Source organism: Streptococcus sp. VTCC 12886, from assembly GCF_049893425.1.
In the GTDB taxonomy this organism is placed as follows: Bacteria; Bacillota; Bacilli; order Lactobacillales; family Streptococcaceae; genus Streptococcus; species Streptococcus suis_AA.
This window is the reverse complement of sequence record NZ_JBMVJB010000013.1, coordinates 1-11,429: the sequence shown is the minus strand read 5'-3', so window position 1 is coordinate 11,429 and position 11,429 is coordinate 1. Positions and strand designations below refer to the sequence as shown.

The following is an 11,429-nucleotide window of genomic DNA, read 5'->3' as shown; positions in this document are numbered from 1 at the left end:
ATAAAATAGACTTACTTTGATACTGAAAAGGAGAACATATGACAGTAGATTTTAGAGCAGAGTTTGACAAACGCAAAGATGAGTTTTTAGCGGACCTCTTTGACCTCTTACGCATCAATTCTGAGCGTGACGATAGCCAGGCAGATGCCCAGCATCCATTTGGACCTGGACCAGTACGTGCCTTGGACAAGTTCCTTGAAATCGCAGAGCGTGACGGCTATCCGACTAAAAATGTCGATAACTATGCAGGTCACTTTGAGTTTGGTGAAGGCGACGAAGTCCTTGGTATTTTCAGTCATTTGGACGTGGTGCCAGCAGGAAGCGGTTGGAACACTGACCCATACGAGCCACAAATCATCGATGGTAAGCTCTTTGCCCGCGGATCTTCTGACGACAAGGGACCAACCATGGCTTGTTACTACGGCTTGAAAATCATCAAGGAGTTGGGTCTTCCGACCTCTAAAAAAGTCCGTTTCATCGTTGGTACCGATGAAGAGTCTGGCTGGGCGGACATGGATTACTACTTCGAGCACGTCGGCCTTCCTTTGCCAGATTTCGGATTTTCTCCAGATGCTGAGTTTCCGATTATCAACGGGGAAAAGGGCAATATCACAGCTTATCTTCATTTTGCGGGGGAAAATAGCGGAGCTGCTAAACTGCATTCCTTCACTGGTGGTTTGCGTGAGAACATGGTGCCTGAATCTGCGACAGCTATTATCTCTGGCGACCTAGCAGATCTGGACAGCAAGTTGGCAGCATTCACAGCTGCTTATGGCCTAAATGCTGACGCGGAAACTCTTGAAAATGGTCAAGTTCAAGTCACCGTCATCGGAAAATCAGCCCACGGTTCAACCCCAGAAGAAGGTGTCAACGGAGCAACCTATTTGGCAAAATTCCTCAGCCAATTCGCCTTTGACGGAGCAGCTAAAGCCTATCTTGATTTGGCTGGTCAAGTCCTTCTGGAAGACCACGATGGACAAAAACTCGGCGTAGCCATCTACGATGAGCAAATGGGAGCTCTTTCTATGAACGCTGGTGTCTTTAAGTTTGATGAAACCTCATCTGATAACACCATTGCTCTCAACTTCCGTTATCCAAAAAATACCAACCCAGAAACCATCAAGGCTGGTTTGGAAAAACTGGGCGTGGAAGCTGTTAGCCTGTCTGAGCACGGTCATACTCCACATTATTGCCCGATCGATGACCCAATGGTCGCAACCCTCTTGTCTGTTTATGAAAAACACACAGGCTTGAAAGGTCACGAACAAGTAATCGGTGGTGGAACATTCGGCCGCTTGCTCAAACGTGGTGTTGCCTACGGAGCTATGTTCCCAGGCGATGTCAATACCATGCACCAAGCCAATGAATTTATCGAAGTGGAGCAACTCTACCGTGCAGCTGCCATTTACGCAGAAGCTATCTATGAATTAATCAAATAGTACGAACCCATATTTACAGTACTGCACTTTTATCTAAGGCTAGTTTCTCAGCTACTCATCGTTCGTTTTTTTCATAATACAGTCGGTATTCCTTCAAAAAACTGCCTTGATTAGCTGAAAAACTATCACTTATATCAAAGTACTTTACTTGTGAATGTAGGTTCTTATCAAGATGGGTTCGCCCATCTTTTTTAGGAGGGAGAATGGAACTGACAGAACTCACAGTTGCAGGTATGGAAATGGTCAAACATCTCTTCTTATCTGTATTTATAGTCAATGAAAATAAAAATCAGATTAGGCGACGCAGATGCAGATAGCACTCTGTCACTCTATTACTGTCAAGTGACAGGCTGGAAACCTCCACTGGAGCTTTCCACTCATCTTCCACTTCGTATGTTCTTCTTCTTTGGACAATATACGAAACAGTGGCACTTAGCACTTGCGGGCTTAACGATTGCGATTATTCCGGCCATTCTCAGTTACTTCTTTGCCCAAAAACACATTATTAAAGGTGTGGCCGATGGTGCTGTGAAGTAACGTGTGGTGATGAATAAAAAAATAACAACCAAAAGACATGGAGTAAGCGAAAACCCGCTCCATGTCTTTTTAATTAATTTTACGATACTGACTCGGTGACATCTGATACTCTCGGGTGAATAGGCGGTGAAAATAAGGATAGTTACCGAAGCCGCACGTGAAAGCGATTTGTTCGAGGGTCATATTGGTATATTTCATTTGATTGATAGCCGCCTCTAATTTGATGTGCTGAGCGTACTGAATCATCGTCTTATCGGTATGGTCTTTAAACAAATGACTCGCACGGGAGACACTTAAATCGACTTCATTCGCAACATCTTCAAGTGTTAGTCGCTCGAGTGCATGTTCTTCAATATAACGCATCATTCGAGTCACAATGAAGGGGCGTTGAATTGAGTGACGGGCATTTATTTCTGCTTCAATCATCAACATAATGCTTTTCAATAGATGCGTGTTCAAGTCATGGTTTTGTTCATGACTGGGACGGAGCTTTTCTGTTGATAATAGTCGCCACAATGTCACAATCGTATCGGTTGATGAAAGCGCGGCAAAATCGGGACAATCAAGTTTTTCCCACCAATCCTCTAACCAATCCCCGGTGACAAGTAAATGATAATCCCCGCTTAATTGATTCGGTTCAATCGTCAGTTCATAGTGTGTGCCTGGAGGGACGAAGATAATCGATCCTTGTTCTAATTGATATGTTTTACTTTGAATAGTCGCTTTACCTCTTCCTTCAATTTGTACACGAATTAAAAAGTGATTAAACCCGTTACGACGTAAGTCGTGATAACCATCGGTATGTGATGAGTAATTGCAGTGATCAATGTTCATTAAAAGCTTCCTCCATCTGTAGCAAGATAGGATAGGAATTTATTATATCATCTATTTTAAAAAAGAGAAAGAGACGGTAAGATAAAGTTAATCAAATAAAACGTAAGTGAAATAAGATAATGAAAACGTTTAATAAAAAAGGAGTGAATACACATGAAAACATTAAAAGTAGGCATCATTGGTTGCGGGAATATTTTTCCGATGCACGCGGCAAGTGTTATGGAAAGAGACGATGCTGAACTCGTCGCTGTCTGTGACGTAAAGAAAGATCGTGCTGATGAAAAAGCAGAGCAATTAGATACAAAATCTTATTATGATTACGAAGAGATGATGGACACAGAACAGCTAGACGTTGTGCATATTTGTTTACCGCACTACTTACACGCACCAGCAACAGCGGCCGCAACGAAACGACAGATTCACGTGATGACAGAAAAACCGATGGCGATTAACTATGATGATGCCAAAGCGATGATTGACGGCGCAAAGGAAAACGGCGTGACACTAGGTGTTATTTTCCAAAACCGCTACAATCCAGGTTCACAATTAATTAAGAATATGTTGACCTCAGGTGAACTAGGCGCCGTGAAGTCGGGTAAAATACAAGTCACATGGGACCGATCAGATGAATACTATCAAAACAGTGATTGGAAAGGGACTTGGGATAAAGAAGGCGGCGGTGTCATTATTGACCAAGCGATTCATACAATGGATTTAATGCGCTGGTTCGTTGATAGTGAGTTAAACTATGTCGATGCCTCAATCAGTAACCGTGCCCACGAAATCATTGAAGTAGAAGATGCAGCCGAAGGTGTGATTGCTTATAAAAATGGTGTCGTAACGGCCTTCCATGCGATTAATTACTATACGTATGATGCCCCAGTCGAAATTGAATTACACTGTGAAAATGGACTGGCGAAGATGGTGGCAGACAAAGCGACGGTTACATTAAATGACGGGCGCACCTTTATTGCGGATCATAACCCGCTTGAAACATTCACTTATGACTCAGGAGTGAAAGGGTATTGGGGTGTGAGTCATGTGAAACAAATCAATAATTATTATGACGTACTTCAAGGTAAAGTGGACGCACTTGATATCCCAGCTGAAGAAGCACTTAAAACCCAACAAATGATTAATGCTGTCTATCAATCAGGAAAAGAAAAACGACGTGTACATTTCTAAAGACAATCATTTGTACAATATTAAGCAAGAGGAGATAAAGGGAGGCTATTAGAATGAATATTTTAGTGTGGAACGAAAACAGACATGAACAAAAAAATCCAAAAGTCAGTGAGATTTACCCGGAAGGTATTCATGGGGCAATTAAAAGCTTTTTGACAGAGGCAGGTCACGAGGTGACAACGGCGACCTTGGATGAAGAAAACCATGGTCTATCTGATCATTTATTAAATCAAACCGATGTATTAATTTGGTGGGGCCACCTGGCGCACGATGAAGTAAAAGATGAGTGGGTAGAAAAGATTCAACAACGTGTATTAGATGGTATGGGCTTATTAGTCCTTCACTCAGGTCACTTCTCTAAAATCTTTAAAAAGCTTATGGGAACCAGTTGTGATTTGAAGTGGCGTGAAGCGGATGATAAAGAACGTTTATGGGTTATTGATCCGACTCACCCGATTGTTTCTGGGTTAGGGAGTTATATTGAGCTTGAAAAGGAAGAAATGTACGGGGAACATTTTGATATTCCAGCCCCTGATGAATTGGTCTTTGTCAGTTGGTTTGAAGGCGGCGAAGTCTTTAGAAGTGGGGCAACATATAAACGCGGACGCGGGAAAGTCTTTTACTTTAGACCGGGTCATGAAACGTACCCAACGTATCATAATCAAGAGATTCAAACGGTGATTAAAAATGCGGTTAACTGGTTAAAAGTAACCCAAACAAATCAGCCGACCTACGGCAATAGCGGGCCACTAGAAACCATTTCAAAGAAGGGATGAAGATATGATACCAGTAGCGATTCAGCTCTTCACTTTACGCGAAGCGTGTCAACAAGATATGAAACAAACATTAGAGCGAGTGAAAGCCATCGGCTTTCAAGGTGTTGAACTGGCCGGCTATGGCAATTTAACGGTGGAGGAAGTTAGAGCTATCCTAGATGCGCTTGATTTAACCGTCGCCGGTAGTCATGTACCACTCACAGACTTAATTAACCGGTTAGATGAGGTAATTAACGAACAAAAATTGTTAGGTAATACACGGGTGGTATGTCCATTTATCTTACCAGAAGACCGGACGCATGAATTTTATCAAGATTTACCGTCTGTCTTACAGTCGATTCAACTAGAACTTCAATCACATGGAATGGACTTACTGTATCATCACCATGATTTTGAATTAGAACCTTATAGTGATGATGAAAATGTGCTTGAGTACCTACTCAGAACAGTTGACGGTTTAAAACTAGAGTTAGACGTGTACTGGATTCAAAAAGCTGGGGAAGATCCGATTACGTGGATCAATAAGTATAAAGACCAACTTGCACTTGTTCACTTAAAAGATATGACGAAAGATGAGCGAGCTACCTTTGCGCCATTAGGGACAGGGCGTACAGATTTATCAACGATTCTAAATACAGCGACACCTGCTTACTGGATTGTGGAACAAGACCAAACCGATGGTGATCCGTTTGATGCGATTCAAACAAGTATGACGTTTTTAAAAAATGAAGGAGTGATTTAAGATGAGTAAATTAAAAGTAGCAGTCATTGGTTGTGGGAGTATTAGTAAATATCGTCACTTACCTGAATATCATCAAAATGAGGCAGTAGAAATTGTCGCCTTGTGCGATATTGTCGCTTCACGTGCTGAAGCGATGCAAGAACTTTATGGTGGTGCGGTCTATACAGATTATGAGGAACTTTTAAAAAATAAAACGGTTGACCTTGTGAGTGTCTGCCTACCGAACGCGCTCCATGCGCCGGTCTCAATTGCTGCACTTGAAAGTGGTGCTCACGTGTTATGTGAAAAGCCGATGGCAACAACACAAGCTGAAGCAGAAGCGATGATTGAAGCAAGCGAGAAAAGCGGAAAAACGTTAATGATCGCGCATAATCAGCGGTTTGTACGTTCACACCAAAAGGCAAAAGAATTGATCGCAGAAGGAGCAATCGGAAAAGTATATAGCTTCCGTACGACATTTGGTCATGGTGGACCAGAAGGCTGGAGTGTTGACGGTGAAAACTCATGGTTCTTTAGAAAAGACGATGCGGTAATCGGGGCAATGGGTGACTTAGGTGTCCATAAGGCCGACCTGATTCGCTATATTTTAGGTGAAGAGTTTACTGAAGTATCAGCGATGGTTGAAACGAATGCGAAAGAGAATATCAGTGTCGATGATAACGCTGTGTGTCTCTTAAAGAGTACTTCAGGTGTGATTGGCACATTAACAGCGAGTTGGGCATATAAAGTTAACGAAAGTAATGCCACTGTTATTTACGGGGAAAAAGGTGTGTTACGTCTTGAAGATGATCCAAATTATAGCTTGATTGCCACGTATACGGATGGCAGTAAAGTCAACTATGAACTTGGAAAAATCCAAACGAACGAAGAAGGTCAACAAACATCTACGGGTGTCGTAAGTCACTTTGTTGAATCGGTGAGAACGAATACAAAGCCTTTAATCGATGGTGTGGAAGGTAAGAAGTCATTAGGTATTATTCTTGCGGCGATGGAATCAAGTCAAACAGGTCGAACGATTAAATTAAACTAAATAATCAGATTGTGTATGATTAGAATCGGTGTGATGATTATGAATAGTGAATGAAAAGGAGCGAATAGAATGAAATTAGGTGTCTTTACCGTATTATTTGCGGATAAAAATCTCGAAGAGATGTTAGATTATGTGAAAAATGCAGGGTTAGATGCGGTTGAAATTGGTACAGGTGGCTATCCAGGTGATGCGCACTTAAAACTCGATGTGTTACTAAATAGCGAAGCAGAAAGACAAACCTTTTTAGAAAAGGTCAATTCACGTGGTTTAACAATCAGTGCCCTTAGTTGCCACGGGAATCCCGTCTCACCAGATGAAGCTTTTAGAAAAGACTCACACGAAACGTTAGTCAAAACGATAAAACTTGCAGGACTATTAAACATTCCAGTGGTCAATACCTTCTCTGGTACACCGGGAGATTCGGAAGATGGTAAATATCCAAACTGGCCCGTAACACCGTGGCCAGAAGAATACAGTACCGTACTTAAGTGGCAATGGGAAGAAAAACTCGTGCCTTACTGGAAAGAAATAAACACGATTGCAGAAGAAAATAACGTTAAGATTGGATTAGAACTGCATGCGGGCTTCTTAGTTCATACGCCGCATACGATGTTAAAATTACGTGAACAGACAGGGAATGCGATTGGAGCCAACCTTGACCCAAGTCACTTATGGTGGCAAGGGATTGACCCTGTCGCGGCCATTAAGATCCTTGGAAAAGCCAATGCGATTCATCATTTCCACGCAAAAGATACGTATATTGACCAGGAACATGTGAATATGTACGGTTTAACGGATATGCAGCCATATAGTGAGGTGCAATCACGCGCTTGGACATTCCGTTCTGTTGGCTATGGTCACTCAGTGAAAGTATGGAGTGATATTATTAGCGCTCTGCGTACGTATGGGTATGATCATGTCATTAGTATTGAACATGAGGATCCCATTATGTCGATTGATGAAGGGTTTATGCGTGCGGTTGAGAACTTAAAATCTGTGTTGATTTATGACCAACCAGCTGATATGTGGTGGGCATAATACATCAAGACTCAGATGAGCTAAAAATAATAGGGAGAAAGAGACTGGGATAAAAAAATCCATTTTCTCAAAATGTGAATATTTTTTCTCTAAAAAAGAATAAGATCACCGCTACTGAAATATACTCGCTTTCTGAATGTATCTTTAGCTCAAGGGACTGCAATTACTCGCCCCAACAGAAACTTTCGTTGTTCCCACAGGAGTCTCGCATATTTCAGTTGCTAACTTAGGCTTCCTAGCAAAAAAATAACCGAGCCATAATTGGCGTTAGTCAATTATGGTTCGGTTATTTTAATATCTTATTTGCCTTTGCCCCAGCTTCAATATGTAAAAATCCATTGACTTTTTTAACTAATGGTTATATAGTTAATTACATAAGTAACTAACCAAATAAGTTAGGTGATGAAATGTGAAGCAAACTATAGACAACAGTAAACCAATTTTTCAACAGATCAAAGAACAAATTGAAGATATGATTATGAACGACACTATTTCAGAAACTGGCCGAGTCCCCTCAACAAATGAATTTGCAAAATATCACAAGATTAATCCTGCAACAGCTGCTAAAGGTATTAATCAGTTAGTCGAGGAAGGAATAATTTATAAAAAGAGAGGTGTGGGCATGTGATTTAATCTTACATTTAGGTTGTTTCACCTATAATCTCTTACGACTTATTGGTCAAGAAAGCCTTAAGAAAAACGATGCACCTGTGAAGAAAAAAGTCTTTCGACGCCGTGTAAAAACAGTTATTCAAAACTTAATTACACTTGCTTCGAAGATGGTGAGACACGCACGTAAACACTATTTAAAATTCGGTAATAATAGCCCGTGGTTTCTTACTTTCAAACGCGTTTATACAGCCTTTTTATGTTGATTATTTGTTCATAAATTAGGAAAAGCACTTACTATGACACCTGTTTTTAAAAATAGTTAGACGCAGATATATTTAAGCATGCCTTAAAAACCATCGAAAACTTTGTATAACTGTCAATATATAGTACCTCATAGCCTATTAATAAACCATAAGGTGTAAATGTTAAAAAATCCACTTAGAAAACCTATTTTCTGATGACTTATCACGGATTCAGGTATAAAAAATGTGGTTTTCATGCTCTAGAAGCAGATGTAACAATGGTCAAGAAAGTAGGACATCATGGAACTTGCTGATATTCGTCAGGCGATTATGGAGGATTTAACCAATCAAGCTTTTACGAAAAAAGGGATAAAGCCGCTTTTCCAAGCACCATCTACCGCAAAAATTCTCATTATTGGACAGGCACCGGGATTAAAAACACAAGAAAAAGGTCGCTTATTTGATGATGCTAGTGGAGAGAATCTGCGGAAATGGTTGGGAGTAGATAGGGAATTCTTCTATGCATCTGGTCATTTTGCTATTCTTCCTATGGATTTCTATTATCCAGGAAAAGGGAAGTCTGGGGATTTGCCGCCTCGCAAGGATTTTGCGCCCAAATGGCACCCACTCATTATGAAGCAACTACCCCAGATTGAGCTGACCTTGTTGATCGGTAAGTATGCCCAGGACTATTATTTAGGAGAATCCCATAGGACTTTGACCGAGAGAGTGGAGAATGCAGCTGATTACCTGCCCACCTATTTTCCCCTACCTCACCCATCGCCAAGGAACAATATATGGCAAGCTAAACATCCTTGGTTTGTTGAAGAGATTTTGCCACTGCTGAAAAACAACATAAATATATTGATAAAGCAAAACTAACATGATATAATTGTATATGTATACATAGTAAATTTTTCTTATCTTTGTTCATCGAAGGAGGTGTCTGATGAGAAAATGGAAAACACTGATTGTCACTTGTCTAACTATTTTAGCGGTTTGGTTGTTAATTCCACCTACCTTAGTAAATGCAAACCAGATTCCCGATCGACCGATAGATACAACAGTAGTAGATGATACTCAATTACTTTCTAGCGAGACCATTGCTGAAATTGATCAGCTTAATCTCAATTGGTCAACAACGGAACAAGGTTTACAGGTCGGTGTCTATATGACGAATAGGCTGTGGACAGATATCGAAAGTTTGGCCAATGAGATATTTCGTCAGTGGCAAGTTGGATTTTCAGGCACAAAAAATGGGATACTTCTGGTTATTGCAATAGAAGATAGGAAATTTCGGATTGAAACGTCAGATAATGCTGCGACAGTCTTGACAGATGTAGAAGCAAAAGAAATTCTCGAAAATGCAAGAGAATTCTTTCGACAGGAAGATTACAATGGCGGTGTGACCTATATTGTTCAATCCATTGGTGATCAGTTTTATGGTACCAGCGTTGGTCAGCGCCAGTTAGCCACCTTAGAAGAGAGAACATCGGAAGAGGAGGAGGGCTTTTTCGCTTTCTTAACTATTGTCGTTGTGATTATTATTTTTGTGATAATTGAAAAATCCAGTCGTGGAGGAGGTGGACCAGGCAATTTGCTCTGGATGTTGGTGGATAATCAGCATCACTACCGCAATCATCACTCGTCTAATTCCTCATCGTCCGGCTTCGGTGGCGGTGATTGGTCCGGTGGTGGCGGAGGAGGTGGAGGTGCCTCTTCCGATTGGTAAGGAATCTTGTAATGATTCTGATAGCTATTCGTTTTTTAGAATGTTTAATCATTGTTAGAAAGGAAATCATATGAAAAAGAAATGGTTGGTTCTCCTCATTCCAGTCCTAGCTCTGCTATTTTTAGGATTGGGAGCAGTCGGGCAATACAATGGCTTGGTGGACAGTTATGCTGAAGTTGAAAATGCGCAAGCCAATGTAGACACACAGTTGCAACGACGCTATGACTTGATACCTAATGTAGTCGCAGCTGTCAAAGGAGCCATGGAACACGAGGAAGAAATATTTACTGCTATTGCAGAAGCGCGTGCTAAAATTGGCTCCAGTCAACAGGGAACGGGTGAATATAACCAAGCTCAAAGTCAGTTGGATTCTGCAGTTTCTCGACTATTGGTAGTGGCAGAAAACTATCCACAATTGACAGCTAATCAACAGGTTTCAGACTTGATTACAGAGCTTGAAGGTACCGAGAATCGAATCTTAGTTGCCCGTAAAGATTATAACGCAGTGGCAACATCTTACAATAAAAAAATCAAACGCTTCCCAACATCAATCTATGCACGTCTATTCGGATATGAAAAAGTTGAACTCTTCCAAGCAACAAATGATGCAGCAACGACTGTGCCAAGTGTTGATTTGAGTGACGAAGAGTAGAATAAGATTCTTGTTTTCATTAGATTAGAAATAACAAAATAGAACTCGGCAAAAAACCGAGTTCTATTTTGTTATGGATTGACCCAAACACCACTCACATAATCTTCTGATAAGGTCGTTTTATTGGTTATCTTTTTAGTCTGCAAATCATAAATGATAAGAGTATCCGAAAGAATCATCATCAGACGACGATTGTCCATTTGGCGGAAATGTTCAAGATAGTGGGGTCGAGGATTTAACTCCTTCAATGTATGAAAAACTTGTTCCCCAGTTTCTGCATTGTAATGGTAAATGAGATGGGACTGAATTGGTAATCAGTGTGTTCGATAAAAAGCAAATTTTTATCTTTTAGTCGATAGATTGCGCTCGGTGAAGAATGATCTAATGTAATTGATGAAAATGTCCGTTTTGATGTGTCAAAGGTCAGGAGTTGAGACATTCTTTCAATTTTTTCATCGTAGTGTCTCCTTTCTATTTTTAGCATAATATAATGTACAGCAATCAACAAGTATTTTTTTATTTTTTGTATATAAAGAGGCTGGGCAAAAACTAGCCAGTAAATAAAAAACACAGATAGATTCAAGCTGATTTTGATGAAATTCAGCCGAAC

At 40.6% G+C, this 11,429-nt stretch carries 12 protein-coding genes and 1 pseudogene; 11 read left to right on the top strand and 2 right to left on the bottom strand.

Annotation, left to right across the window (positions count from 1 at the left end):
• Positions 1-38: 38 nt before the first annotated feature.
• Positions 39-1,439 (top strand): dipeptidase PepV, encoded by a 1,401-nt coding sequence (gene pepV, locus ACPC57_RS05355; RefSeq protein ID WP_434066460.1) that lies wholly within the window; start codon positions 39-41, stop codon positions 1,437-1,439.
• A gap of 381 nt (positions 1,440-1,820) precedes the next feature.
• Positions 1,821-1,976, top strand: a pseudogene (locus tag ACPC57_RS05350) (carbohydrate ABC transporter permease); the annotation flags it as partial.
• 69 nt (positions 1,977-2,045) lie between these two features.
• Here ACPC57_RS05350 and ACPC57_RS05345 read toward each other — a convergent pair.
• A complete protein-coding gene (locus ACPC57_RS05345) occupies positions 2,046-2,810 on the bottom strand; it encodes a helix-turn-helix domain-containing protein (RefSeq protein ID WP_318150868.1) in 765 nt (254 codons plus the stop codon).
• Positions 2,811-2,963: 153 nt separating this feature from the next.
• Between ACPC57_RS05345 and ACPC57_RS05340 the strand changes: the two genes are divergently transcribed.
• From ACPC57_RS05340 to ACPC57_RS05300, 9 genes are all read left to right on the top strand, one after another.
• A complete protein-coding gene (locus ACPC57_RS05340) occupies positions 2,964-3,995 on the top strand; it encodes a Gfo/Idh/MocA family protein (protein WP_434066459.1) in 1,032 nt (343 codons plus the stop codon).
• Positions 3,996-4,048: 53 nt separating this feature from the next.
• Positions 4,049-4,771 carry a ThuA domain-containing protein gene (locus ACPC57_RS05335; protein ID WP_172036668.1) on the top strand — a complete coding sequence of 241 codons (723 nt, stop codon included), beginning with the start codon at positions 4,049-4,051 and terminating at the stop codon, positions 4,769-4,771.
• A 4-nt stretch (positions 4,772-4,775) separates the two neighbouring features.
• Positions 4,776-5,513: a sugar phosphate isomerase/epimerase family protein gene (locus tag ACPC57_RS05330; RefSeq protein WP_274505736.1), complete on the top strand. Its 738-nt coding sequence runs from the start codon at positions 4,776-4,778 to the stop codon at positions 5,511-5,513.
• 1 nt (position 5,514) lies between these two features.
• Positions 5,515-6,543: a Gfo/Idh/MocA family protein gene (locus ACPC57_RS05325; protein ID WP_434066458.1), complete on the top strand. Its 1,029-nt coding sequence runs from the start codon at positions 5,515-5,517 to the stop codon at positions 6,541-6,543.
• A gap of 69 nt (positions 6,544-6,612) precedes the next feature.
• Positions 6,613-7,581 (top strand): sugar phosphate isomerase/epimerase family protein, encoded by a 969-nt coding sequence (locus tag ACPC57_RS05320; RefSeq protein ID WP_171988588.1) that lies wholly within the window; start codon positions 6,613-6,615, stop codon positions 7,579-7,581.
• Between the two features lie 409 nt (positions 7,582-7,990).
• Positions 7,991-8,209 (top strand): GntR family transcriptional regulator, encoded by a 219-nt coding sequence (locus tag ACPC57_RS05315; protein ID WP_434066457.1) that lies wholly within the window; start codon positions 7,991-7,993, stop codon positions 8,207-8,209.
• A 526-nt stretch (positions 8,210-8,735) separates the two neighbouring features.
• Positions 8,736-9,317 (top strand): uracil-DNA glycosylase family protein, encoded by a 582-nt coding sequence (locus ACPC57_RS05310; RefSeq protein ID WP_277836733.1) that lies wholly within the window; start codon positions 8,736-8,738, stop codon positions 9,315-9,317.
• Between the two features lie 67 nt (positions 9,318-9,384).
• A complete protein-coding gene (locus tag ACPC57_RS05305) occupies positions 9,385-10,167 on the top strand; it encodes a TPM domain-containing protein (protein ID WP_434066456.1) in 783 nt (260 codons plus the stop codon).
• A 70-nt stretch (positions 10,168-10,237) separates the two neighbouring features.
• Entirely contained in the window at positions 10,238-10,819 is a 582-nt protein-coding gene (locus ACPC57_RS05300) for a LemA family protein (RefSeq protein WP_277836731.1), read from the top strand.
• A gap of 71 nt (positions 10,820-10,890) precedes the next feature.
• Here ACPC57_RS05300 and ACPC57_RS05295 read toward each other — a convergent pair whose 3' ends face one another.
• Positions 10,891-11,067, bottom strand: a complete 177-nt coding sequence (locus tag ACPC57_RS05295) for a hypothetical protein (protein WP_289649079.1) — start codon at positions 11,065-11,067, stop codon at positions 10,891-10,893.
• Between the last annotated feature and the right edge of the window lie 362 nt (positions 11,068-11,429).

Excerpts from the sequence above, each read along its gene's own strand:
- ACPC57_RS05340 (WP_434066459.1), top strand. The coding sequence starts at position 2,964 with ATGAAAACATTAAAAGTAGGCATCATTGGTTGCGGGAATATTTTTCCG.
- ACPC57_RS05335 (WP_172036668.1), top strand. The coding sequence starts at position 4,049 with ATGAATATTTTAGTGTGGAACGAAAACAGACATGAACAAAAAAATCCA.
- ACPC57_RS05310 (WP_277836733.1), top strand. The coding sequence starts at position 8,736 with ATGGAACTTGCTGATATTCGTCAGGCGATTATGGAGGATTTAACCAAT.
- ACPC57_RS05305 (WP_434066456.1), top strand. The coding sequence starts at position 9,385 with ATGAGAAAATGGAAAACACTGATTGTCACTTGTCTAACTATTTTAGCG.
- pepV (WP_434066460.1), top strand. The coding sequence starts at position 39 with ATGACAGTAGATTTTAGAGCAGAGTTTGACAAACGCAAAGATGAGTTT.
- ACPC57_RS05345 (WP_318150868.1), bottom strand. The coding sequence starts at position 2,810 with ATGAACATTGATCACTGCAATTACTCATCACATACCGATGGTTATCAC.
- ACPC57_RS05325 (WP_434066458.1), top strand. The coding sequence starts at position 5,515 with ATGAGTAAATTAAAAGTAGCAGTCATTGGTTGTGGGAGTATTAGTAAA.
- ACPC57_RS05330 (WP_274505736.1), top strand. The coding sequence starts at position 4,776 with ATGATACCAGTAGCGATTCAGCTCTTCACTTTACGCGAAGCGTGTCAA.
- ACPC57_RS05300 (WP_277836731.1), top strand. The coding sequence starts at position 10,238 with ATGAAAAAGAAATGGTTGGTTCTCCTCATTCCAGTCCTAGCTCTGCTA.
- ACPC57_RS05320 (WP_171988588.1), top strand. The coding sequence starts at position 6,613 with ATGAAATTAGGTGTCTTTACCGTATTATTTGCGGATAAAAATCTCGAA.